Raw genomic sequence first — 23,824 nt, forward strand, 5'->3', positions numbered from 1 at the left:
GGCTACAGCACCCCCGCGTCGGTGAGGTCCACGGCGCCGGGCACCGGGTATTCGTCGGCCGCCAGCACGGTGCTGGCCGGTGGCGCGTCGTCGCCCACGTAGTCCACAGCTGCCACGCCCGGGGCGTGCAGGATGCTGGTGATCCAGCTGCGCGCCACGCGCCGGCCCAGGGTGGCCTGGGTGCCCATGTTGGCGGCCAGCAGCGCGGCCAGGTCGCCCAGCAGGGTGGGCGATGCGCCGGCCGTGCGCCAGATCCTGGCGCGCACGTTGATGGGGCGGGGCTTGGCCAGGCCCACAGACATGGCAACGCCCAGCATGCGGGCGCCCTCATGGTCCAGCGCGGCCCGCACCTGCTGCACGGTGTCCTGGCCCGCGTCATGCAGCCACAGGACCACATGCACGCTGCCGGGCGCGGGCTGCATGGCGTGGGCGCCGCGCACGTTCAGGCTGGTGGACAGGGCCACGAATTCATAGTGCTCCCGCGTGCCCTGGCCGGCCAGCGCGGCAATGCGCAGCTGCAGGCGCAGGCGCAGGCGCTCGTCGTCTTCGCCGGCCAGGCGCTGCACGCCGAACAGGGCGGCCAGGTGGTCGAGGTCGCCGCCCGTGGCGAAGGCCAGCAGGTGGGCGCGGGCGGCATCATTGACGCGGGCGCGGTAGAGCATTTCGCGGTAGGCGAAGGCTTCCAGCAGCTTGACCATTGGTTCCGATTCCAGGGCCAGGACTTCGGCGGCCTCGGGGTAGCGGGCCAGCACATCGGCCTTGATGTCGCGCACCAGGGCCTCGAAGTCCAAGGGCTCCACTACGGCCGGTGGCGGCAGGGTTGCCAGGTCGGTGGTGGTCATGGGGCACCCCCGATGGTGACGGCCAGGCGCAGGGCGCGGGCCTTGGCAGCGGCGGGGCTCAGGTAGTCGCCCCAGATGGTGAGGGTGGCGCGGCCGGGCTGGTCGGTGTCACGCTCGATGAGGATCTGCCGCAGCGCCAGGCGCGGCTCCCAGCGCATCAGGGCGCTGGATGCGGCAGACAGCAGGCGGATTTCAGTGGTGCGGTTGTCGGGCTGGTCCACCAGCGCGGGCACCAGCGAGCCGTAGTCGCGGCGCATGACGCGCGTGCCGATGGGCGTGGCCAGGATGTCGCCGATGGACTGGCGCAGATGCTCCACCTCGGTGATGGCGCGGCCGGTGTTGCGGTCCATCATCGCGGCGCCCCCGTGTTGCTGTCGCCGGTGCGCACGCCGCCGTGGACATGCTCCACAAGGCTGATTCCCTTGGCCACGATGTCCACGTTGGTGGAGATGCCCCCGGCCGTCATGCTGAACGATGCTCTGCCCACGTTGAGCTGCAGGCTGTCGGGCGTCATGTGCACGCGGCACTGGCCCTGCCCCACGTCCAGCGTGATGGATTCAAGGCAGAGGACTTCCAGGGCGCCGCGCAGCCACTGCAGGTAGTTGTCTTGCGCCCACTCCATGCGCTCGCATTCCGGCTGGTCGCTGGGCTGCGGCATGGCGTCGGAGTACAGGCCCACCAGGGCCACGCCCTGGGTCATGTCGCCGCCCTGGCACAGCACCACGGCCTGCTCGCCCACCACGGGCGGGGACCAGTGCCGCCCGCCCTGGGCGCCTCCAGCGCGCAGGGCCAGCCAGGGGAGCCATGCCGTGGTGTTGTCGCCCACCTTGACGCGGATGCGCGCCGGGCTGGCCAGCCGCACGGCGGCCACGGTGCCGCGCCGGATCAGGTTCTCCAGGCGGCGGGCGGCCTCGTAGGGCGATTCGGTTTGTGCGACGGGCGATTCCATGGCCCCCATGGTGGCCACGCACGCGCGCGAAGGCCACAAGCATGGCCGGTGCCAGGCGGTGCAACCGCCGAGAGGCGATCTAGAGTTTCAGGTGCTGTAGCACCAGGGTGCGCAGCTTGTCCAGGTCCTCGTCTCCGTAGCCCAGCAGCTCGCGTGCCGGGTAGTCGTAGCGCGGGCCTCGGCCGGGGTTCACGTTGTCCGTTTCGCCGAAGTGGTGGACGCGGGCCACGCGCTGCGCACGGCCCAGGAATTCGACCACGGCGCCGTCTGTCTGGCCCTTGGCCTGCAGGGCTTTGGCGCGCTTGAGCTTGGCCATCATGGGGCCGGTCTTGGTTTCAAAGCGGGGCTTGCGCCGGCCCTTGAGCGACGGTGGCGGCTTGCGTGCTTCCCAGCGGCTGCCGTCTGGCGCCTGCTGCTGCGTCATGCGGCGCGTGTTGGTGGTGCGCAGGCTGCGCGCCACCTGGGCGGCCAGGCGCTTGCGCTCAGGCGGGCTGAGCTTTTCGAGGAAGGCGCCGGCCCAATCCTCCAGGGCCTTGAGTTCCTGGGCCATGGTTTACAGCGGCATGCGTTGGCGCCAGGCGGGCGGCAACAATTCCCAGGTGGCCAGCTTTTGGTCCCGCATCCACAGCTCCCAGACTTCGAGCTGCCGCACGTCCTTGCCATCGAAGCGCTGCAGGCCTACGGGGCCGGGTTCGTCGGGGTGTGTGATGCGCAGGCGCGTGTCGTGGTCCGGGTCGGGCGTGACGATGGCGCGCTCTGTGAGGTCTATCTCTATGCCCAGGTCGTAGGTGGATGCGCTTTGTGGTGCCACTTCAAAGCGTATGGCGTTCTCGCGCTTGGCAGGGTTGTCGAACAGCTCGGGCTGGTTGACCTGGCACCAGGCCAGCAGCGGCACCATGATGGCGTCCGGGTGGCCCGCGTAGCCCAGCAGGGTGGCATAGGCGGTGTATCGGTACTCGAAGGACAGCGAGGCCGTGCCCGTGGCGATGAGGCGGCCGTCATCGCCATAGACGATGAAATTCTCAGGGTCACGCGCCAGGTCGGGCGCGCATTGGGCCAGGAAGTCGCGCAGGCTCTGCAGCTTGAGCATGTCAGCCCCCCATGCCGGCCAGCGTCTGCTCGGTCCAGCGGTCCATGGCCTTGCGCATCAGCTCGTATCGGTCGATGCAGTGATTCAGCTCCCGGATTCCCTGGTCCCCATCGTGGGCGATGTCGGCAAGATTTGCTGCTGCCGTTGGGTCAAGTTGGGCATACGCGGTTTCAGGCCCAGCGGCTCCACCCTGGGCGGGGCTGCGTGGCGTAGGTCCACCGCAGGCGGGCACTGCAGGGACGATGGGGACGCGCACGCGGACAGTGCCAGCACGCACGCCAGCGACATGGGTTTGATGAGCTGCATTGGCGTTTCCTTGGGTGGTTTCGAGTTTGGCTTTCTGGTCGGCGATCTGCTTGCGCAAGTCGCGCTCTGTGTCGTCGCGCTCGGCGCGCAGCTTGTCCACAGCCTCGTCGGCCTTGCGCTGCTGGGCCTGCAGTGCGGTCTGCTGGGCCTTGGCGGCGCTGCGCCCTTCGTAGAGCACGCCCATGTAGAACGTGGCCAGGATCAAGGCCAGGAGCAGCACGCCGGTCAGCAGGAATTGCGAGCCGAGCAGGCCGCGCTGGTGGTGGTGCGGGGTCACGTCAGGGCCTCCATACATGCGCTGTGCCGCGCGAGCTGCCGGGTCCAGACGCCGCGGCAAACGCGGTTGCCCGGCGTGCTGCAGTCAAAGCGCCAGCGGCGCGGCCGGCCCGCGCTGTCCCATTGGTAGGCGGTCCAGCCTACGGCCTCCTGCCGCGTGCTGGTCATGTAGCGATAGGCCAGGTAGGCCTGGCAGGCGCCCGCATAGTCGCCGGCCCGGGTGCGCGCCAGCATGCTGGAGCCGCGCCAGGCGCCGCAGCCGTACTGCCCGGCAAAGTCCACGGCCTGGGCGAATTCAGCGGCATGCATGGGCGTGTCGCCCAGCGAGTCGCGCACACAGGTGCCGTATTGCGCTTCCAGCAGGTTGGTGGCCAGCTGCCGGGCGCGCTCGCGCGTGATGAGCGGATCTTCCATGGTCACGCGCTTGCCGTCCTCGTAGTGGGTGGCGCCGTGGCCGATGGTGGGCACGTCGCCCTGCACCGGCACGATGGGCGCCGAGCTGAAACCCTCGGCCGCAATCCAGGCGGTGACGATGGCCGCGCCGATGCCCAGCAGCTTGGCGGGGATGCGCTGGCCGCTCATGCCTGCACCTTGCAGGCTGCGGCCTGGTCCAGCGCCTCGCGCGCCTGCTTGGCGCGGCGGTCTTCGCGCTCATTGCTCCAACGCCACACGAGGTAGGCCGCCTGCAGCAGCACGTAGATGATGGTGAGCGCGGTAGCGGTTTGGGTCATGGTCCAGCCGTTGGCAACGTTGGCGGCCACGACGGTGACGGGCGGGGCGGCCTTGGCACCCTCCATGGCAACGGCTTTCACGATGGTTTCGCGGTCCATATCAGTCCCACAGTTGAATCATTGGGCGGGCCGGCGCGGGCGCGGCCACCAGTTGGACGGGCTCGCCAGCGCCCAGGCCAGCGGCGCGCTTGGCCAGGCCCGGGTGGGCGTTGAGCGTGGCCTCCACGGCGCCGGCCGTGCGGCCCAGGTGCCGGTGGCACAGGGCGTCCAGCGTGTCGTGCTCATGGGCGCGCACGGTGGTGGTGGGGCTGCTGGTGGTGACCATGGCTACAGCAGTTCCACGGTGCAGCGGGCACGGCCCACCAGGTCGGCAATGGCCCAGCGCTGGTTTTTGCGGTGGTAGTCCACCTTGGCCGCCAGGGCCTCGCGCACGGCTTCCTCGCCGCCGCCGCCCACCTTGGTGGCCGCGCTTTCACGGTAGGCCTCCTGCAGATCCGCCTGCAGGCATTCGTGCACGGCGCGGCGGTAGTGCAGGAGCTTGGCGCTTTCGCCGCCCACCTGGGGCGCGGGCACGTCAGCCAGCTGCGCATAGCCCCAGCGGACGCGCTGCTCGGCCGCCCATTCCTGCAGCTCGGCATTGACGCTGAGCATTGCGGCTTTGAGGGCGAGCAGCAGGCGCGGTGTGGTCACGGTGCCGTCCAGGCGGCAGGCATCGCGCACCTGGGTGGGCACCAGGTCGGGAAACCAGCCGTCATTGCTCACGGTGGGCTCGGCGGTGGATGCTGGCGGGTTGGCGTTGGCAATGAAGGACATGGCGGGCGGGGGCGGATGGTGAAGGTGGGCGGTGGTCCGTGGCGTTGGCCGTGCATGGCATGGCCAGATGGCCGTGGCCACGGAGCCGCCCGGTGCGTGGGGTTCGCTCAGGTGGGAGGGTTGGACTGCAGCTCGTTCAAGCGGCGCTCCAGACGCTCCACGTCTTTTTTCACGCCCACCTTTTCAAACAAGGTGACGGCGCGTGTCAGGTGCTCCAGCGCGATTTGCACGGGCTGCAGCTCCAGCTGTTTGGGGTCCACCTCGGTGGTGGTGGTCTTGCCCATGGCGGCCCAGCCGATGGCCTTGTGCAGCTTCGCGCGCACTTGGTCATGGATGTCCAGGCCGGTGGTGAGCTGGTCCACCTTGGCCAGCGTGACCATGGCGTCATGGCCGGCCAGCTTGCCGGCAATGGCGGCCTCGGCGGTCTCTTCCATGACCACCGAGGCCAGGTCGCGGCTGTACCTGTCGGACATCTGCAGGCCGTGGCGTAGCGCGTAGTCGGCCAGCTCCAGGACGCGGGGCCAGTTGCCCACGTCGATCTGCCACACGAGCACCTCCACCAGCACGGGGTCTTGCGCACCGGCATCGGCCTGCAGCACGCCGTCGATGTAGGCGTCGAAGTCAGGCAGCAGCTTGACCTTGGCCGCGATCTTGTTGTCCACGGCCTTGATGTTTTTCAGCGTGGCCTTATGGGCGTACAGCGTGGCCAGCATGAGCTGGTGTTCGCTGCCTTGCATGGGGCCGTGCGGGTCGATGGCGGCGGATGCGGCGGCCTCTTGTTCCGCCAGCACACGCATGCGGTGCAGGCGCGCGGGAGTCATTGGCATGGTGTGTTCCAGGTGGTGGCTTGCAACATGGGCCGCGCCGCTGAGCTGCAGCACGGCCCTGGCCCCTCGGCGTGGGGCCGGGCTATTCGATGAATTCGATGTTTTCGACGAAGGCGCAGGCGCCGAAATCCTCGATCACATAGTCGTCGTTGGAGCTGTTGAAAAAGTCCACCTGGTTCATGGACGGGTTGTCGATGATGGCCTTGCGGCGCGCATCGCGTTGCCAGTAGATGGACAGGTTTTTCAGAGGCGTGATGAGCAGGCCACCGTCGATGAAGAAAGGCACGGTCACGGCCTGGCTGCCGCCCAGGCGCATCTGGCTCACAACCATGTCGGCCGCCAGGCGCTCGCTGGGCAGATCGTTGTTGTTCACGATGGGGAACAGCTTGTCATGCATCAGGTCATCGCTGCAGATGGCGCGCAGATCCGGGTGCTTGCGGTGCCACGAATCAATCAGCGAGTGCTTGGCATCCATGGCCAGGGCGTCGAGGTTCTTGTAGTCGCCACCCGGTCCCACAGTGACCTTGCCCGCCACCTTGCCAGAAGACATGACGCGCTCGGGCGCCTCTTCGCGCAGGCGCTGCAGCCACCCCTTGGTCAAATCCTGCAGCAGAGGGTTGGCGGTCAAGTTGGTGGTGGCCTTGGCTTCCTTGCCGTTCCATCCCACCATGATGCGGTCCAGCGCATTGCGTTCGGCAATCAGGTCGCTGATACGCACCTGAAAGTCGGGGAAGTGCGCCCAGGCATCGAGCATCGCGTACTTGATGTGGGTATCGGAATCAATCTGCAGGCAGTGGTATCCGGTCTTGTCCTTGCCTGTCGGATCTTTGGTCTTGCGGGGGCCGTCAGCGGTGGTGTCCGTGCGGCTGGCGACGGGACGGGTCAGGCTCAGACCCACCTTTTCGCCCTGCTGCGGCACCACGGGCAGGATGTTGATGGACTTCAGGAATGAGCTCGATTCCTGCATGCGGGTTTCCAGCTTCTGCTGGACCGTCGGAGAGACGTTGTAGTGCCGCGCGACGCTGGCCACGCCCGACAGCTGGGCTTGCCGTTGTGTGTAGGCATCGAAGAGGGCTGCGGTTGCGTTGAGCATTGTTTGTTTCCTCGGTGATTCGGTGGTGGGCTGGTGAGCCGGGCGTGGTTGTCAGTAGTCGGCCATGGTCTGGCCGTTGCCGCCCGTGGCGGGCTGGCGTTGCTGGCCGGGCTGTTCTTCCTGGCTGAGCTTTTTCACCAGGTCGGTGTGCTGGGTTTGGAGCTGGGCGAACTGGCTGGCCACCGCATCCTGCTTTTTCGCCATGGTTTCGAGCACTTGGCCGATTCCGGTGAAGGCTTCCAGCACCTTGTCCTTGTCCACGCTGTGCGCCTGCACGGGCTCGGGCTTTTTTTCGGGCTGCGGCATGAGGCGCTCCAGCACCTTGGTGAATGCGCTCACCACGGCTTGCACTGCGCCGGTTTCGCCACTAGTGGCTGCCGGTGTCTCTTCAAACACCAGCTCCGCAGGTTCAGCCACCGAGAACATCAGCGCCTGGTCCACCTTGCGGCCGACAAACGGGCTTTTCGCCAGGTCGCCAGCCGAGAACTTCAGCACCTCGGTGCTGAGCGAGGCGGGGCTATCGGTGACGGCCAGGCCGAAGAAGTAGGCGCCGCCCGTCTTGGGAAAGCTGGGATGAATTTCGATGGAGCTGAAAATCTTCTGCCCCTTCTTGTTCATTTCGATGAGGCCCTGCAGCGGCTCGATCTGCGCGAACAGCTGCAGCTTCTTGTCCTCGTTTTCTTCGGCTTTGAGTGCCAGCACGTCGCCCAGGGCGTCGAATGGACCACCGGGCACGGTGCCCCGGTAGTGCTCCAGCCAGACCCGCGCACCATAGGTTTTTTCGCGGTCATAGCTGGCGGCCATTTGCTGGATTTCGGCGCGCGTGATTTCGCGGCCATCGGTGGTGGCGCCTTCGGTGGCCACGCGGAACCATTTGGACTTGGTGGGCATGTGCTGCAGTTCGGTGGATGGTGTGGATCGGCCCCTTTTGGGGATGCCTCTATGCTCCCGCCGCACCGCGTAGGCGTCCAACTGAATGGCCGGTGCGAGGCGATCACAGCGGGCAAAGGTGATGCGCGCGCGCGAGGGCATGCAGACACTCGATGGCATGACTTCTGCCGTGCGCCGAAAGAGGCCTGCCAACCCCTTTCCCATCCAACCCGACGCCCCGCCGCCCGACCAGGTGCAGCTGCTGCATGACCTCACTGCAGACGGGGAGGCGGGCCAGCGGCGCCAGGCTCGGGCGCTGTACTGGATGGGGTGGCGCATCACGCATATCGCCGAGCACCTGGGCATTGCGCGCACCACGCTGCACGACTGGAAAAAGGCCGATGGATGGGACGCGGCCAAGCCCGTGGAGCGCGTCGAGGGATCGCTGGAAATGCGCCTGTGCACGCTCATCCACAAGGAGGGCAAGGGCAACGGCGATTACAAAGAAATGGACGCGCTGGGGCGTGCCATGGAGCGCTTGGCGCGGGTGCACAAGTACGAGCGCACGGGCCGCGAAACGGATCTGAATCCGGCCATCGAAAAGCGAAATGCCGGGCCGAAGAAGCAGCCCGAGCGCAACCACTTCACGCCCGAGGACGTGGAGAAAATTACTCGTGAATTTTTGGACTCGCTTTTCGACTATCAGCGGGTCTGGTGGGAGCACGGGGACCAGCGCACCCGGGTCATCCTCAAATCGCGCCAGATCGGCGCCACGTACTATTTCGCGCGTGAGGCATTCATTGATGCCCTACGTACAGGGCGCAATCAGATTTTTCTGTCCGCCAGTCGCGCGCAGGCACATGTGTTCCGGCAGTACATCATCGCGTTCGCCAAGGAGCATTGCGATATCGATTTGAAGGGCGATCCCATCGTCCTGAGCAATGGCGCCACCCTGTATTTCTTGGGCACGAGCGCCCGCACAGCACAGTCCTACCACGGCAATCTCTATTTCGATGAGTTCTTTTGGACTCACAACTTTAAGGAACTGTGGAAGGTGGCCAGCGGGATGGCCATCCATGCGAAATGGCGCAAAACGCTTTTCTCTACCCCCAGCAGCTTGCAGCACCAGGCCTACGCGCTGTGGAGTGGTGAGCGCGTCAACGAAAAGCGCAGCAAGGCCAATCGTATTGAGCTGGACCTGAGCCATGACAGGCTGGCAGGCGGATTCACTGGCGAGGACATGATCTGGCGCCAGATTGTCACGGTGCAGGATGCTGTGGCTGGTGGCTGCAATCTTTTCGACATTGATGCACTGCGCTTCGAGTATTCGGACGAGGAATGGGACAACCTGCTGATGTGCGGGTTTGTCGATGACACCTTCGCCGTTTTCCCGCTGTCCACGCTGATGCGCTGCCATGCGGACAGCTGGGATGCGTGGAGCGATTTCAAACCTTTCACGCTGCGCCCCTTTGGCCAAAAGCCCGTCTGGATTGGCTATGACCCCAGCCACACGGGCGACTCGGCGGGCCTTGTTGTGCTGGCCCCGCCAGACAAGCCGGGCGGCAAGTTCCGCGTGTTGGAGCGCATGCAGTTCAAGGGAGCGGACTTTGAAGGGCAGGCCGAAGTCATCCGCCAGATGACCGAAAAGTACAACGTGGTCCACATCTGCATTGATTCCACAGGTCTGGGCCAGGGCGTGCTGCAGATCGTGAAGAAGTTTTTCCCGGCCGTGAAATCGCTGCAGTACAGCGTGGAGGTCAAAACGCGCCTGGTGATGAAGGCGGCAAGCCTGATGCGCGCCGGCCGCTTTGAGTTCGATTCTGGCGACGTGGACCTGCAACGCAGTTTCCTGGCCATCAAGCGCGAGATGACGGGCTCAGGCAAGAGCGTGACCTATGCGGCTGGCCGTGGTGGGGAGACGGGGCACGCGGATCTGGCCTGGGCCTGCATGAATGCGATGGACAACGAGCCACTGGAGGCCGTCGCCGTGGGCGGCGTTCCCAGTCGCACGACTTTGGAGATTTACTGATGACAGACACCACAACCCCAGCGGGCACCATGACGACGCCGGCCACTGCCGAAGCATTCTCTTTCGGCGATCCCGAGGCCGTGCTGGACCGACGCGAAATCTTGGATTACGTGGAATGCTGGCTCAATGGGGATTGGTACGAAACCCCCATCAGCTTCGATGGCCTGGCGCGCACGCTGCGCGCTGCCACCCACCACGAAAGCGCCATCCAGTTCAAGGCCCAGGTGCTCGCCAGCACGCTGCGCCCGCATCCACTGCTGAGCCGCGCCACGGTGCATTGGGCTGCTCTGGACTTCCTTGTTTTTGGCAATGGCTACTTGGAGCGCCCGCGCAATCGTCTAGGTGGCACATTGCCCCTGCGCCACGTACTTTCCAAGTACACGCGCCGGCACCGTGGCTTGAGGCTCTTCGGGTTCCGTCGCACCTGGCAGGAAGAGCACACGTTTCCCGAAGGGAGCATTTGCCACATCTTCCAGCCCGATGTGCACCAAGAAATCTATGGACTGCCGCAGTACCTGGCCGCGCTGCAATCCGCCTGGCTCAATGAGTCGGCCACGCTGTTTAGGCGCCGGTATTACAACAATGGGAGCCATGCCGGATACATCCTCTATCTGAGCGATCCCGAAGTGGCAAAAGACGATGTGGATGCGCTGCGCCAGGCCTTGAAATCTTCCAAGGGCATGGGCAATTTCCGCAATCTGTTTTTCCATTCGCCTGGCGGCAAAGAGAAAGCCATCCAGCTGCTGCCCATCGGCGAGGCGGCGGCCAAGGATGAATTTTTCAACATCAAGAACGTGAGCCGCGATGACCAATTGGCCGCCCACCGCGTGCCGCCGCAGCTTATGGGCGTGGTGCCGGCCAATGCTGGCGGCTTCGGCGATGTGGTCAACGCTGCACGGGTGTTCGCGCGCAACGAAATCCAGCCCCTGCAGACGCACTTCGCGCAGGCCATCAATGAATGGATGGGGGATGTTGTCTGCAGCTTTGACCCTTACCTGCTGCCCAGCGTTGAGCAGGCCCAGCAAGGTCTGGTGTAGACGGGAAACGATGGAACAAAGGGGCCTGCATGCAGGCCCCTTTTTCATTGGCGCTGTCAGCTGGTGGCGCGGTCCAGCGTCTTGAGAGCGGGCTGCAGCAGCTGCCGCACATGGCAGGCGGGAATGGGGTTTGCCTGCGCCGCCTGCAGCAATGCATCCAGGGCAATCAGGCTCGCATAGATGTCCCGCGCTGCCGCATGCATCGGCTCATCCGTCTCATTGCTATCGCTCACTCGTGGCCCCTTCTGTCTCTTGGTTCTGTGGAAATATACAGTGTTCTACTGTTTAAATATACAGTAGTTTTGAATCTGTAACTTTTCGCTTACGCACCTGCAGGCCTCCAGCGCGCTCGACCCATGCGGCCTGTCCCACCCCTTGCCGCTGTCCCGTCGCGCTGCCCAGCGGCCCGCCACGCCCCTGCACGCCCCCATCGCAGGGCACCCCCTTCCCGCCATCCAGCCGAAAAGGCCTATCTTGACCGCCAGCGCGCGCTGAGACCCCCGCCTCACCAGCGCGCTAAATGTTTGGCTTTCGACGGCCCTGCCGGCCAGGGCCAGCGCCAAGCGCGGTGCGGCCTGCGCGGCGATGTGGCCTGTATTTCACATGACGGGATTTGACGCAGAAATGCGCGTTTTGACGGTGCTGGACAGGCAGCTGCGGGAAGCCGGGGCGGCAGGGCCAGGAAAACCGCGCGAACGCGGTCCAGAAGCGACAAGGCCCGCGAGGACTCATTTTGTCCGCGCGGGCCTTGGTGATACGAAAGTGATACGAAACTGATTTTTTCCCTCTGTAGCTACTCATTGAACTACGGAGAGGAGCAAACGGCGATTGTAAACCCACGCCGGACCCGCCCCGCGCACCGCCGGGAGGGCGGCATGCGGGGCGCTGGGGCGTCAGTCCTTGCGCACGGTGTAGATCAGGTCCAGCGCGCTGGTTTCCCCGGTCTGGCCGCGCAGGGTGAGGCGGCGCGAGAGGTCGTAGAAGATGTACAGCGTGCCCATGGCCCCCGAGAGGCTTTGCTCGTAGGTGACATAGAGGTCGCTGGACAGGCGCTTGCCCAGGGTGAGGGCCGCGCCGGTGGAGCCTTCGCCGCCCGGGCCCTTGAAGCCGATTTCGTCCAGGCCCAGGTTGCTGGCGATCTTGCCGCTGTTGTTGCGCCCGCCGCTGAGCAGGGACAGCGCGGCCTGCTGGAGCAGGGCGCTTTCGGCGCCGCCCGTGGCGGGGTCACGGCCCATGACCACCCAGGAGAGCTTTTCGGCATCGGGCATTTCGGGGTCGGAGTACAGGCGCACGCGCGGGGCGTTGGCCGTGCCCTGCACCTGCACGCCTGCGCGCACGGCGATGTTCGGGCGCAGCGCCAGGATGTCCAGCGAGGGGTTGGCGTAGGGGCCGTTGAAGCGGATGAGGCCGGTCTCCACGTCCAGCGACTGGCCCCAGGCGCGGTAGCGGCCCTGCACGGTGCGGATCTCGCCGGTGATGCGCGGCGGGCCGCCCGCCACGGTGGGGCCTTGCACTTCCAGCGCGCCTTCCAGCCGGGTGGTGATGCCGTAGCCCTGCAGCGCGAAGTCGCGGCCCAGGTCGAGCTTGACGAGGATGTCGGGCAGCTTGATGGTTTCCGCGCGGGCCTGGGCCTTGCGGTCGGCCTGCTGCTGCTTGCGCGCCGCTTCCTGCTCGGCCTTGCGCGAGGCGGCCGAGTGCACGACCACGTCGGAGTCCAGCGAGGGGGCGGATTCCTCGGGCAGGATGATGGTGGCGCGGTCGGTGGTGAGGTCGCCGCGCAGCGTGAACTGGCCTTGCTCCAGCTTGGCCTGCAGGCCGCCCGATATGCTGACCTGGCGGTCCGCGCGCACCAGCACCTGCAGCCTGGTGGCCTGGGCGCGCAGGTCCATGCTCAGGCCGGAGTTGCTGCCATCGGCATTGGGCGGATCCCAGCGCACGAAGCCCGAGCCTGTGAGTTCGCCGCCTTCGCGCGGGGCCGTGGTGAGGTTGCCGCTGTAGCCCAGGATGCGCGCATTGCTGCCGCGCCCGCCCTGCATGCGCAGTTCGGTCAGGTCCAGCCGGTTGCCTTGCAGGCGGGCGCGCAGCACGCCGTTTTGCAGGTCGATGCCGTCCAGCGCGGACAGGATGCTCAGGCCGTCGGCCGAGAGATTGCCCTGCCACTGCGGGTTCTGGCGGTCGCCGCTGATCTCGGCCTTGGCCTGCAGCGAGCCGGTGACGCGCCAGCCGGGCGGGGCGAACAGCGCCCAGATGCCGATGTCGGGCATGCGGGCGTCGATCTGGCCGGACAGCGGGGCCTTCTCGGGCCAGGTCCAGGTGCCGTCCTGCTGGGCCAGGCGCGTGCCCAGCTGGGCGGTCAGGGTGCCGGCGCGTTCGCTGTCCCAATCGAGCTTGGCCTGCACGTCGTCGCCCTGGGCGCGCACGCTCAGGCGTGCCTGCTTGATGTGGGCGCGCATGCCGGCGCCGCGCACGGTATGCGTGCGCACTTCGCCGGGCTTGCTGGAGCGCGGGCCGGTGGTGTGGATGACGGTGGTGCCCGAGCCGTCTTCCACGGCCAGGCGCAGGTCGCCGGCTGCACGCTCGACCAGCAGTTCGGCCTTGAGCGTGGGGCCGGTGGTGTCCAGGTCCCAGCGGGCGTTGAAGCTCAGGTCACCGCTCAGGCCCATGGCAGCCAGCGGAGGCTCCTCGGCCATGGACAGGGCATCGACCCAGGCCAGCGGCAGGGCCTGGGCGCGGCCGGTGCTGCGCAGGGCCCAGCGGCCGTCTCCGCCCTGGGTGGCGCGGGTGTCGTCCCAGGCCAGCAGCACGGGCTGCGGCGCCTCGGCATTGGCGCGGCGCTGGGCCAGCGTGGGCGGCGTGACCTGCAGGCTGCCGGCCGATGCCGTGAAGGTGGTGGACAGCACGGTACGGCCCGTGGTGCGCTGGGCGATCTGCACGGGCTGCTTGCCCGCCAGTTGCAACTGCCAGGGGCCGGGCAGGTCCTGGCCCGGATTCAACCGGGCCTGCAGTCTGTCGATGCTGGCCTGCCAGTCCAGGGGCGCGGCACCGCGCGCCGTGGCAAGGCCTGCCTGCAGGGCCGTGTCGATCTGCGCGGTCTGCGTGCCACGCTTCGCCTGGCCGGTGAGGGTGAGGCTGGCCTGCTCGGGCGAGCCCTTGAGGGCCAGGCGCAGCTCGGGCAGCTCCAGCGCCTGCTCGGGCGGCGTGTTGGCGGGCAGGTAGCGCAGCTTGGCGGCCTGCAGGTCGGCCTGCAGTTGCAGGCCGCTGGCGGGCAGCGGGTCGCCCACGGCGGCCTTCATGCGCTTTTGCAGGGCGCCCCATCCGCCGCGCCAGCTGGCGTCCAGCTGGGCCTGGCCTTCGACCAGGGCCCCGGCCAGCGGGTCCTTCATGCCGGGCAGCTTGCGCAGCCACTGCGTGAGGGCGGTGAGTGACGACAGCTTGAGCTGGCTGCTGCCCTGGCCTGCGGCGGGGCTGATGTGGCCGTCCAGCGAGAGCTCGGCGCCGGGCAGCTCGGCCTTCAGCACGGTCTGCAGTTTTTGCTGTTCGGTGTCGAACTGCAGGCTGCGGCTGCGCACCGACGCCTGCAGCGCATCAAGCTGCAGGTTCTCCAGCGAGAGCACGGGCTGGGCCCAGCGGCCCTTGGTGGCGAGTTTCTCTATGCGCAGGGGCTGGCGCTTGCCGCCCGCGGGCGCGGCTGCGGCCTGGATGTCCACGCTGAAGTCCACCTGCTGCTCGGCCGTGGTGCTGGCGCGCAGCTCGCCCTGCAGCGGCGCTGCTTCCAGGATGCTGTAGAGCGCGGCGGGGTCCAGGCGCTGGACCTTGGCCTGGCCTTCGAAGACCTTGGTGGCGGGCTCGAAGCGGCCCTGGGCGTCGATGCTGCCCGAGCCGATGGCGATCTGCGCCTGCTCCAGCAGCCACTGCTGGCCGTCATAGCGCACCGCGGCCTCGATCTGGTCCAGCGGCAGGCGCTGGCGGTCCCAGGGGCCAGGCATGGCGTTGTTCAGGCGTGTCGTCAGCTGCCAGGCGGTGGTGGCGATGGCCGAGCCTGGTGCCTGGTCCGATGCCTGATCCGTGGCGGGTGCTGTGCCTGGTGTCGTGGCTGGTGCCTGGGCTGTATCAGCTGCCTTGCCATCCGGCCCGGCCTGCAATTCGCCGCTGATGCGGGTGCGCGGTCCCTGGGGCCAGAAGGCGGCGATGTCGATCTGGCTGAGCTGGGCGCGCGCGGTCTGCAGCGGCTGGGGCTGCCAGGGCCGGATGCTGGCCTCGATGTCCGCATGCATGGGTTCGGACACGGGGGCGGCTTCCTTGCGCTCCCTGGCCTTGCCGTTCTTGCCATCGGCCTTGGCGGATTTCTGTACGACGGGAGGGGCAGGCGTTTCCTCGGACACCGTCCCGGGCTTGGCATCAACCTGGAGCTTGATGCCCAGTTGCGCAGCGGCGGTGGCCAGGGTGCCGTCGATCTGTGCCTTGGCCTGCACGGCCAGCGGTGCAGGTTTGGGGGCCTTGGCCGTGGAGGCTTCGTCATCCGATGCCAGGGCCGGCGCCTGCAGGTCGCCCTGCAGCTGGGCCTGGATGGCCATGGGCGCGCGGGCCTGCAGGCGCAGCCTGGCCTGGTAGTTGCCATCGGCCCATTGCAGGTCGCGCACGTCCAGCTGGTGCTCGCTGCCGTCATAGATGTAGTGGCCTTGCAGGCCCAGTACCTCGGCTTGGGGCGGGCCTTGCCAGACGATGCGCTCCACATGGAAGGGCACGTCGATCTTCACGGGCAGCACGAGCTGCTGCAGTGGCTCGACGGGTTTCTTGTCCTCGGGGTCGGGGGTGCTGGCAATGCTCAGCTCGGCGATGCGCACTTCGCCCAGGCGCACGGTGCGCGACAGCAGGGGGCGCAATTGCCAGCCGATGGTGGCGTCGCGCAGCTCCACCTTCATGGTGGGGCTTTGCCATTGCAGCCAGCCGATGCGCCCGCCCTGGCGCACGGTGCCGGTGACTTCCTTGGCCTGCAGGCTCTGGCCTGCGGGCAGCCAGCCGGCCACGCGCTGCAGGGTGTAGGCCAGCGAATCGGCACGGCCGGCCCACCACCATGCGGAACCCAGCAGGGCGGCCAGCAGCAGGACCAGCACCAGGAAGAACCAGAGCAGGGCGCGCAGCCAGCGGCGGCGCCGGGGCGCAGGCGAGGGAGGGGACGCCTGGGGGCTTTGATCTGGCGCGGCGGAGGAGGCAGGGGTATTCAAGCGGGAATCCACCATGGTCAGAAGTTGAAGCCCAGGCGCAGGTGCAGGCGCAGCTGCTTTTCCTGGGCGCCCCAGGCGATGTCGGCCTGCACGGGGCCCACGGGGCTGCGCCAGCGCAGGCCGGTGCCCACGCCCACGCGCATGTACATGGAGTCGGGCGCATCGCCCACGGTGCCGGCGTCCAGGAAGACGGCGTGCTCCCAGTCCTGTGTGTTGCCCTTGATGACGATGGGCCGCTGCCACTCGATGCTGCCCACGGCCATGTAGCGCCCGCCGATGACCTTGCCGCTGTCGGTGCGCGCACCGATGCTCTGGTAGCCGTAGCCGCGCACGGTGTTGTCGCCGCCGGTGATGAACAGCTGGGTGACGGGCAGGTCGGCATCCTTGCGGGCCAGCAGGGCGCCGCCGGAGGCGCGCAGCGCCAGGCGGCTGCGGCGCTTGGTCTCGGGGTCGACCTCGCCGATGGGAATCAGGCTGAGCCAGCGGCCGGAGACGCGGCCGAACGGCGTGCGCTGGGGCGTGAGCGTGGTGCCCGCGCCGACTTCCCAGGCAAAGCCGAAGCCCGAGGAGGGCGCCAGCGTGCTGTCGAAGTAGCGCCCGGTCCAGCCGTAGTTGGCCGTGACCGACGAGCTGGACGGGGGCGCGCCCTCGCCCTGGGTCTTGGCGTAGTCGTACTGCAGGTAGTAGTTGCGATCGATGTGGTCTTCGGACTTGGTGCGGCCGGCGCGCAGCTGCAGGCTGTTGACATCGAAGTCGCCCGAGGGCGCGCGCTCGGCCTTGGCCGTGGTGAACCAGCGCCACAGGGTTTCATCGGGCAGGGCGGTCCACTGCGTGGAGATCAGCGGGTTCTTGCGGTCGAAGCGCATGCGCGTGACGGCGCGCCAGCCCAGCCAGGGCAGGCGGTTGTGGATGTGGTCCACGCTCAGGCGCGGGCCGGTGTCGGTGCTCATGCCCACGCCGAAGACCCATTTCTGCATCTGGGCCTCGCGCACCTGGGCGATGACGGGCGTGGTGACCTGGGCGCCCTTGCGCTTGAGGGCCTCCTCATCCTCGGCGGCGCTTTCTCCCTGCTGGGGCACATTGGCCAGCGTGAGGAAGACGGAGTCGTAGTAGCCGCTGCTGGCCAGGCGCAGCTGGGCATCGACCAGGGCGGTCTGGTCGTATTCCTCGCCCTCGGGCAGGCGTGCGATGCGGGCCGTGCCCACGGGGTCGTAGCGCTGGGCGCCTTCGATGCGCAGCGGGCCGAAGGTGTAGGCCGGGCCGGGCGCATAGGCCACGCTGACATCGGCCTCATGCGTGTCGGCGTCGATGTCGGCCAGGCTGGAGTCGATGCGCGCCAGCGGGTAGCGGCGCGACTGCAGCGTGCGCAGGCCCTGGCTCTTGGCCTGGCTCCAGCTGGACTGGCTGAAGCGCTGGCCGGGCTGCAGCGGCCAGTCCTCTTCGATGGTGGCGCGCTGGGAGGCGCCGTCGGGATCATCGGCATTGACGCCCGCAAAGCGCACCTGGCTGCGCGCAATGGTGGCGGGCTCGCCCGGGTCCACCTTGACGGTGACCTGCAGCGGGGCCTCTTCGGATTCGGGCGTTTCCTTGATCTCCACCGTGACCGTGGGGCTGAAGTAGCCCAGCGTGCCGATCAGGTCGCGCACGTTGGCGTCGGTGGCGCCCAGCAGCCGCGTGAGCTCGCGCCGCTGCAGATCGCTCTGGTAGCGGTAGCGGCGCAGTTCGAGGTGCTTTTCCAGCAGCTCGCGCACTTCCTTGGGCGCATCGACGACGAGCGAGAAGGCCGGGTCGCCGGTCGCTGCAATCAGCGACGGGTCCGTGTCCTTGTCATCATTCTTGGACGGCAGGAGGCTGCAGCCACCGAGCATCAGGGCTGCACTCAACAGAAACAAAAACGCCGGCCCTCGGGCCGGCGCTGTCGCGGGGGGGAGCTTGGGCATCGGCCTATTTTGACAGCAGGCGCATGGCGTCTTCCAGACCTTTGAGTGTCAAAGGGTACATGCGGTTGCCCGTGAGCTGCTGGATGATGCTGATGCTCTGGCGGTACTGCCAGACGCCAGGCGGCTCGGGGTTGATCCAGGCAAAGCGCGGGAAGGCATGCGTCAGGCGCTGCAGCCATTCGGCGCCGGGCTCCTCGTTCATGTACTCCACGCTGCCGCCGGGCTGCAGGATCTCGTAGGGGCTCATGGTGGCGTCGCCCACGAAGATCAGCTTGTAGTCCTTGTTGTACTTGCGGATGATGTCCCAGGTCGGAAACTTCTCGGCGAAGCGGCGGCGGTTGTTCTTCCACATGAAGTCGTAGACGCAGTTGTGGAAGTAGTAGAACTCCAGGTGCTTGAACTCGCTCTTGACGGCCGAGAACAGCTCTTCCACGCGCTGCACATGCTCGTCCATGGTGCCGCCCACGTCCATGAGCAGCAGCACCTTCACGTTGTTGTGGCGCTCCGGGATCATCTTGATGTCCAGGTAGCCCGCGTTGGCGGCCGTGCTGCGGATGGTGTCGGGCAGGTCCAGCTCCAGCTCGCCGCCTTCGCGGGCGAACTTGCGCAGCCGGCGCAACGCGACCTTGATGTTGCGCGTGCCCAGCTCCTGCGTGTCGTCGTAGTCGCGGTAGGCGCGCTGCTCCCAGACCTTGACGGCGCTCTTGTTGCGGCCCGGCCCGCCGATGCGCACGCCGGCCGGGTTGTAGCCGCCGTGGCCGAAGGGGCTGGTGCCGCCCGTGCCTATCCATTTGTTGCCGCCTTCGTGCCGCTCCTTTTGCTCTTCGAGCCGCTTCTTGAGCGTCTCCATCAGCTCGTCCCAGCCCATGGCCTCGATGGCGGCCTTTTCCTCGGGCGAGAGCTCGCGCTCCAGCAGCTTCTTCAGCCAGTCCTGGGGAATTTCGCGCGTGAGGTCGGCCACCATCTCCACGCCCTTGAAGTAGGCGGCAAAGGCGCGGTCGTACTTGTCGTAGTGCTTCTCGTCCTTGACCAGCACGGTGCGGCCCAGGTGGTAGAAGTCGTCCAGGCTCCAGGCGTCGTCGCTCTTGGGGCCGACCACGCCGGCCTGCAGTGCCTCCAGCAGGGTCAGGAACTCCTTGACCGAGACGGGCAGCTTGGCCGCGCGCATGGTGTAGAAGAAGTCGATCAGCATGGCATCTCCCGAGGGCCCGGCGTACGCGCCCTCATGTGCGCGCCACGGCGGTGCTGCCGTCCGAATGGCGCTGCAACTGGTCCAGCAGCTGGGCGCGCGACTCGGGCCATTCGCCGCTGCGCAGGCTGTACATCACGGTGTCGCGGATGGTGCCGTCGCGGCGCAGCGCGTGGCCGCGGATCACGCCGTCCTTCTTCGCGCCCAGGCGCTCGATGGCGCGCTGGCTGGCGAAGTTGAAACAGTCCGTGCGCCAGCCCACCACATGGCAGGACAGCGTGTCGAACGCATGGCCCATGAGCATGAGCTTGGCCGAGGTGTTGACATGGGTGCGCTGCACGCTGCGCGCGTACCAGGTGTAGCCGATCTCCACGCGGCGCACCTCGGGCAGGATGTCGTGGTAGCTGCTGGTGCCCAGCACCTTGCCGCTGTCGTCGTCCAGCACGGCAAAGGCGAAGCGCTTGCCCAGGCTGCGCTGCTCCAGGGCGGCTTCGATATAGGCACGCACATCACCGGGCTCGGGTGCCGAGGTCACGCGGATGCGCCACAGCTGGCCGTCCTGCACGGCCTCGCGCAGCCCGGCTTCATGGGCGAGGGCCAGGGGCTCCAGCCGCACGCCGTTGAAGCGCATGACCACGGGTCGCACAAAGCCCTGGTGAGCCACCGCGCCGGCCACGGGAATGGTCGTCACCTGGCCGGTGAGGGCCGGCACGCCCGTGTCGTTGGTGTGTTCGGGATGGGGCATGGGCGCAGGCCTCAGCGGTTGCGCTGGTTCATGAAGACCAGCTTCTCGAACAGGCTCACATCCTGCTCGTTCTTGAGCAGGGCGCCCACCAGCGGCGGCACGGCGACCTTGCCCTCGGCGGTCTGCAGCGATTCCACGGGAATGTCCTCGGCCACCAGCAGCTTGAGCCAGTCGATCAGCTCGCTGGTGGAGGGCTTCTTCTTGAGGCCGGGCAGGTTGCGCACGTCGTAGAAGACCTTCATCGCGGCGGTCAGCAGCTCGCCCTGCAGCTTGGGGAAGTGCACGGCCACGATCTGGCGCATGGTGTCGGCGTCGGGGAACTTGATGTAGTGGAAGAAGCAGCGGCGCAGGAAGGCGTCGGGCAGCTCCTTTTCGTTGTTGGAGGTGATGAACACCAGCGGCCGGTGCTTGGCGCGGATCATCTCGCGCGTCTCGTAGCAGTAGAACTCCATGCGGTCGATCTCGCGCAGCAGGTCGTTCGGGAATTCGATGTCGGCCTTGTCGATCTCGTCGATCAGCAGGGCCACGGGCCGGTCGGCCGTGAAGGCCTGCCACAGCACGCCCTTGATGATGTAGTTGTGGATGTCCTTGACGCGCTCGCCACCGTCGATGTCGGACAGCTGCGAGTCGCGCAGGCGGCTGACGGCGTCGTATTCGTACAGCCCCTGCTGGGCCTTGGTGGTGGACTTGATGTGCCACTGCAGCAGCGGCATGTCCAGCGCCGCGGCCACTTCCTCGGCCAGCATGGTCTTGCCCGTGCCGGGCTCTCCCTTGACCAGCAGCGGGCGCTGCAAGGTGGCTGCGGCATTCACCGCGAGCATCAAATCCTGGGTGGCGACGTAGTTCTCGGAACCTTGAAATTTCATGGGCGGTATCAGCGTAAGTATTGATGGGGACGCTTGACGGTGACTGCCATAATCGTTCGCGCTACCCGCTCAGCAGTAGGCATCCGTCAGAACTCTTGAAGGATTGTGCGCGCAAAATGATAAAAACTTTGACCACGGTATTGGCGCTGACTGTCGCATCTGTGACCCCTGTGGCACAGGCCCAGCAAAGCAAAGGTGACGCAAAGGCAGGGGAGGGGAAGATCGCCATGTGCATTGGCTGCCATGGCATCCAGGGCTACCAGGCCAGCTTCCCCGAGGTGTACAAGGTCCCCAAGATTTCAGGACAGGGCGCACCCTACATCGTGGCCGCGCTGCAGGCCTACCAGAAGGGCGAGCGCAAGCACCCCACCATGCGCGGCATCGCCGATCCGCTGACCGAGCAGGACATGGCCGACGTGGCCGCCTACTACGCCGAGCATGGCGTGGCCAAGGCCGCCGACGCCAAGGTCCGCGAGCCCAGCACCCAGGTTGCCGCGCTGCTGCAAAAAGGGGCCTGCGTCTCCTGCCACGGCCAGGGTTTTTCCAAGCCCATCGACCCCAGCTACCCGAAGGTGGCGGGCCAGTATGCGGACTATCTGTACTCTGCCCTCAAGTCCTACAAGACCGAAGGCAACCCCCACATCGGCCGCAGCAACGGCGTGATGGCCGGCATTGCCAAGCAGTTCACCAACAGCGAACTCAAGGCGCTGGCCAACTACATCGGCAGCCTCGATGGCGAGCTGCAGACCCTGCCCCAGCCCCATTTCCGCCTCGGCCAGAAATCGCAGTAGGTCGCGCCTTTCCTCCAAAGCAAAAGCCCGCAATTGCGGGCTTTGTCTTGAGGGCAATGAAGGGCCGGAACTATACGCCGCCCGTGGCCTTGGCGCCGTCGCTGGTGGCGCGGCGCTGCACGGCGGCAATGTAGGCTTCGCCATCCGGGGGGCGGCCCGAGCGCTGGCTTTCCCAGAGCATCTGCCCCAGGCATTCCATGGTGGCGTGGTGGGCGTCGTGCAGCGAGTCCAGGCGGCGGCTGAGCAGCTCCACCGCCTGGCGTATGCCGCGCGGCTGGTCGATGCTGCACTGCTCGCTGATGGACAGGTGCATGGACAGGTGCAGGAAAGGATTGGTCACGCCGGGCGTGGCGTCGTAGTCGCGCAGCAGGGCGGCGTCCACGTCGGCGAGGTCATCGAAATACTCGGGATGCTCGGCAATCCAGAGGCTGGCCAGCGTCTCTATGGCCTCCATCGGCGCGCCGTTCAGCATCTTGGTGCGCACGCCGCAGAAAAAGCGCCGCACATCGGCTTGGGTGGGGTTGAACATGGTGGCGCGCAGCGTAGCACGCAGCCCTTTTGGGCGGGCACGCAAGGACTTTGCCGAGGGCCCGCCGCAAGAAGAGGTCAGAGCACTTCGAAGACCCTGCCGGTCTGGGCGCCTTCCACGCTGCGCTGGTAGGCCAGGGCCACGCGGGCGGCAGGCACGGTCTCGAAGCCGGGGAAGACCGAGCCATAGGCATCGGCCGATTCGGTCAGCAAGGTGGGGCTCACGGCATTGATGCGCAGGCCGCGCTGCAGTTCGACCGCAGCGCCGGTGACGAATCCGTGGAGGGCGGCATTCACCGTCGATGCATTGGCGCCGTGGCGGATGGGCTCGGTGGCGGCGACGCCGCTGGTCAGCGTGATGGAGCCGCCGTCGCGCAGCCAGCGCTGGCCCAGCAGGGCGAGCCGCACCTGGCCCAGCAGCTTGTCCTGCAGGCCGGAGTTGAACTGCTCGGCCGTCATCTCGGACAGCGGGCCGAAGTGCAGTTTGCCGGCCGTGCTGACGATGGCGTCCACCTGGCCGGCGGCTTCGAACATTTTCTGCAGCGTCTCGGGCTGCGTGAAGTCGGCGCGCAGGTCGCCGCTGTTGCGGCCCACGGTGACGATGTCATGGCGCGGGGCCAGCAGGGCGTGGACAGCGCGGCCAATGGTGCCGGTGGCACCGATGAGCAGGATCTTCATGCGGTTTTCTTTCGGAAGGAGTGAACAGGCCTCCAGTGTTTTGCAAATCGCTCATGCCATAAAGTAGCGAAATATTTTTGTACTACTAAGCATTGGTTAGCAATCCATGGACAAGCTGCGCAATATGGAGGTCTTCATGGCCGTGGTCGAGGACGGCAGCTTTGCCCAGGCCGCGCGGCGCCTGGACATCTCGGCCGTGATGGTGGGCAAGCATGTGCAGCAACTGGAAGCCCACCTGGGCGCGCGCCTGCTGCAGCGCACCACGCGGCGCCACAGCCTGACCGAGGTGGGGCGCAGCTTCTACGAGGACAGCCGCCAGGTCTTCGAGCAGTTGCGCTGGGCCGAGTCTGCCGTGGAGCGCAGCCGCAGCGCACCCCAGGGCCTGCTGCGCATCAGCGCGCCGACCACGCTGGGCAACCATGTGATCGCGCCGCTGGTGGCCGACTACCAGCTGGCCAATCCGCTGGTGCGCGTGGACCTGCAACTGAGCGACAGCATGGCCGACCTGGTGGGCGAGAACATCGATGTGGCCGTGCGCATCGGCCCCGTGGGCGGCGAAGGCCTGGTGGCGCGGCCGCTGCAGCCCTATCGCATGGTGATTGCGGCGGCGCCCTCGTACCTGCGGCGGCGCGGGCATCCGCGTGGCGTGGACGATCTGGCGCGCCATGACTGCCTGAGCTACGCGGTCTGGCAGCGCCGCTCGGAATGGATTTTGCGCGGCGACGGCTCGGGTTCGGTGCAGTGGCCCGAAGACGCCCGCCTGCGCTGCAACAGCGGCGACGGGCTGCGCCATGCGGCGCTGCGCGGCCTGGGCCTGATCCTGCAGCCCGAGGTGCTGCTGGCCGCCGACATGGCCGCGGGCCGGCTGGTGCCCGTGCTGCAGGACTGCGTGCCACTGCCGCGCCCGGTGCACCTGGTCTATCTGCCGGACCGCCGCCAACTGCCCAAGCTGGCGCAATTCGTGGACCACATGGTGCGGGCGCTGGGCGCGGCCTGAGG

Annotated in this window: 25 protein-coding genes; 4 read left to right on the forward strand and 21 right to left on the reverse strand. The window is 67.1% G+C overall.

Going from position 1 to position 23,824, the window contains the following annotated elements; genetic code table 11:
- Positions 1-2: 2 nt before the first annotated feature.
- The 13 genes from ACUTR7_RS14980 to ACUTR7_RS15040 all read right to left on the reverse strand — a co-directional run bounded on the left by ACUTR7_RS14980 (position 3) and on the right by ACUTR7_RS15040 (position 7,818).
- Positions 3-842, reverse strand: coding sequence for a baseplate J/gp47 family protein (locus tag ACUTR7_RS14980; RefSeq protein WP_096915344.1), 840 nt, complete (start codon positions 840-842; stop codon positions 3-5).
- On the reverse strand, positions 839-1,192 hold the full coding sequence (locus ACUTR7_RS14985; RefSeq protein ID WP_445609147.1) for a GPW/gp25 family protein: 354 nt from the start codon (positions 1,190-1,192) through the stop codon (positions 839-841). Before ACUTR7_RS14985 ends, ACUTR7_RS14980 begins: the two co-directional genes overlap by 4 nt.
- On the reverse strand, positions 1,192-1,791 hold the full coding sequence (locus ACUTR7_RS14990; protein ID WP_445609148.1) for a phage baseplate assembly protein V: 600 nt from the start codon (positions 1,789-1,791) through the stop codon (positions 1,192-1,194). Before ACUTR7_RS14990 ends, ACUTR7_RS14985 begins: the two co-directional genes overlap by 1 nt.
- 79 nt (positions 1,792-1,870) lie before the next feature.
- Positions 1,871-2,341 carry a phage virion morphogenesis protein gene (locus ACUTR7_RS14995; RefSeq protein ID WP_096915347.1) on the reverse strand — a complete coding sequence of 157 codons (471 nt, stop codon included), beginning with the start codon at positions 2,339-2,341 and terminating at the stop codon, positions 1,871-1,873.
- 3 nt (positions 2,342-2,344) lie between these two features.
- Positions 2,345-2,881 (reverse strand): phage tail protein, encoded by a 537-nt coding sequence (locus ACUTR7_RS15000; protein ID WP_445609149.1) that lies wholly within the window; start codon positions 2,879-2,881, stop codon positions 2,345-2,347.
- A 1-nt stretch (position 2,882) separates the two neighbouring features.
- Positions 2,883-3,464, reverse strand: coding sequence for a hypothetical protein (locus ACUTR7_RS15005; protein WP_445609150.1), 582 nt, complete (start codon positions 3,462-3,464; stop codon positions 2,883-2,885).
- Positions 3,461-4,045, reverse strand: coding sequence for a glycoside hydrolase family protein (locus ACUTR7_RS15010; RefSeq protein ID WP_445609151.1), 585 nt, complete (start codon positions 4,043-4,045; stop codon positions 3,461-3,463). Before ACUTR7_RS15010 ends, ACUTR7_RS15005 begins: the two co-directional genes overlap by 4 nt.
- Positions 4,042-4,293: a hypothetical protein gene (locus tag ACUTR7_RS15015; protein WP_445609152.1), complete on the reverse strand. Its 252-nt coding sequence runs from the start codon at positions 4,291-4,293 to the stop codon at positions 4,042-4,044. Before ACUTR7_RS15015 ends, ACUTR7_RS15010 begins: the two co-directional genes overlap by 4 nt.
- Position 4,294: 1 nt before the next feature.
- A complete protein-coding gene (locus ACUTR7_RS15020; RefSeq protein ID WP_445609153.1) occupies positions 4,295-4,519 on the reverse strand; it encodes a tail protein X in 225 nt (74 codons plus the stop codon).
- Between the two features lie 2 nt (positions 4,520-4,521).
- Complete coding sequence (locus ACUTR7_RS15025; protein WP_445609154.1) at positions 4,522-5,007, reverse strand: head completion/stabilization protein; 486 nt, start codon at positions 5,005-5,007, stop codon at positions 4,522-4,524.
- 107 nt (positions 5,008-5,114) lie between these two features.
- Positions 5,115-5,834 (reverse strand): phage terminase small subunit, encoded by a 720-nt coding sequence (gene gpM, locus ACUTR7_RS15030; RefSeq protein ID WP_445609155.1) that lies wholly within the window; start codon positions 5,832-5,834, stop codon positions 5,115-5,117.
- A gap of 82 nt (positions 5,835-5,916) precedes the next feature.
- Positions 5,917-6,927 (reverse strand): phage major capsid protein, P2 family, encoded by a 1,011-nt coding sequence (locus ACUTR7_RS15035; RefSeq protein WP_445609156.1) that lies wholly within the window; start codon positions 6,925-6,927, stop codon positions 5,917-5,919.
- Between the two features lie 51 nt (positions 6,928-6,978).
- Positions 6,979-7,818 (reverse strand): GPO family capsid scaffolding protein, encoded by an 840-nt coding sequence (locus ACUTR7_RS15040; protein WP_445609157.1) that lies wholly within the window; start codon positions 7,816-7,818, stop codon positions 6,979-6,981.
- Between the two features lie 121 nt (positions 7,819-7,939).
- Between ACUTR7_RS15040 and ACUTR7_RS15045 the strand changes: the two genes are divergently transcribed.
- Complete coding sequence (locus ACUTR7_RS15045; protein WP_445609158.1) at positions 7,940-9,826, forward strand: terminase large subunit domain-containing protein; 1,887 nt, start codon at positions 7,940-7,942, stop codon at positions 9,824-9,826.
- Positions 9,826-10,863: a phage portal protein gene (locus tag ACUTR7_RS15050; protein ID WP_445609159.1), complete on the forward strand. Its 1,038-nt coding sequence runs from the start codon at positions 9,826-9,828 to the stop codon at positions 10,861-10,863. Before ACUTR7_RS15045 ends, ACUTR7_RS15050 begins: the two co-directional genes overlap by 1 nt.
- A gap of 56 nt (positions 10,864-10,919) precedes the next feature.
- On the opposite strand, the gene ACUTR7_RS15055 is transcribed toward ACUTR7_RS15050, so the two are convergent.
- The 6 genes from ACUTR7_RS15055 to ACUTR7_RS15080 form a co-directional block, all read right to left on the reverse strand.
- The gene (locus tag ACUTR7_RS15055) at positions 10,920-11,096 is read right to left on the reverse strand and encodes a hypothetical protein (protein ID WP_198818742.1); all 177 of its coding nucleotides are present in this window, start codon (positions 11,094-11,096) and stop codon (positions 10,920-10,922) included.
- Between the two features lie 660 nt (positions 11,097-11,756).
- A complete protein-coding gene (locus ACUTR7_RS15060) occupies positions 11,757-16,103 on the reverse strand; it encodes a translocation/assembly module TamB domain-containing protein (protein ID WP_445609160.1) in 4,347 nt (1,448 codons plus the stop codon).
- Between the two features lie 2 nt (positions 16,104-16,105).
- Positions 16,106-18,028 (reverse strand): autotransporter assembly complex protein TamA, encoded by a 1,923-nt coding sequence (locus ACUTR7_RS15065; RefSeq protein ID WP_202760167.1) that lies wholly within the window; start codon positions 18,026-18,028, stop codon positions 16,106-16,108.
- A gap of 4 nt (positions 18,029-18,032) precedes the next feature.
- Complete coding sequence (locus ACUTR7_RS15070) at positions 18,033-19,220, reverse strand: vWA domain-containing protein (RefSeq protein WP_012203587.1); 1,188 nt, start codon at positions 19,218-19,220, stop codon at positions 18,033-18,035.
- 31 nt (positions 19,221-19,251) lie between these two features.
- A complete protein-coding gene (locus tag ACUTR7_RS15075) occupies positions 19,252-19,962 on the reverse strand; it encodes a GNAT family N-acetyltransferase (protein ID WP_013803995.1) in 711 nt (236 codons plus the stop codon).
- An 11-nt stretch (positions 19,963-19,973) separates the two neighbouring features.
- Entirely contained in the window at positions 19,974-20,828 is an 855-nt protein-coding gene (locus tag ACUTR7_RS15080; protein ID WP_012203589.1) for an AAA family ATPase, read from the reverse strand.
- 116 nt (positions 20,829-20,944) lie between these two features.
- Here ACUTR7_RS15080 and ACUTR7_RS15085 point away from each other — a divergent pair, with 116 nt between their 5' ends.
- Complete coding sequence (locus tag ACUTR7_RS15085) at positions 20,945-21,619, forward strand: c-type cytochrome (RefSeq protein ID WP_012203590.1); 675 nt, start codon at positions 20,945-20,947, stop codon at positions 21,617-21,619.
- A 70-nt stretch (positions 21,620-21,689) separates the two neighbouring features.
- On the opposite strand, the gene ACUTR7_RS15090 is transcribed toward ACUTR7_RS15085, so the two are convergent.
- Positions 21,690-22,148, reverse strand: coding sequence for a DUF1841 family protein (locus ACUTR7_RS15090; protein ID WP_445609161.1), 459 nt, complete (start codon positions 22,146-22,148; stop codon positions 21,690-21,692).
- 77 nt (positions 22,149-22,225) lie between these two features.
- Positions 22,226-22,825, reverse strand: coding sequence for a short chain dehydrogenase (locus tag ACUTR7_RS15095; protein WP_096915363.1), 600 nt, complete (start codon positions 22,823-22,825; stop codon positions 22,226-22,228).
- Positions 22,826-22,931: 106 nt separating this feature from the next.
- On the opposite strand from ACUTR7_RS15095, the gene ACUTR7_RS15100 reads away from it, so the two are divergent.
- Positions 22,932-23,822 (forward strand): LysR family transcriptional regulator, encoded by an 891-nt coding sequence (locus ACUTR7_RS15100; protein WP_012203593.1) that lies wholly within the window; start codon positions 22,932-22,934, stop codon positions 23,820-23,822.
- Positions 23,823-23,824 lie beyond the last annotated feature (2 nt).

This window comes from Delftia sp. NA_296.1, assembly GCF_052692095.1.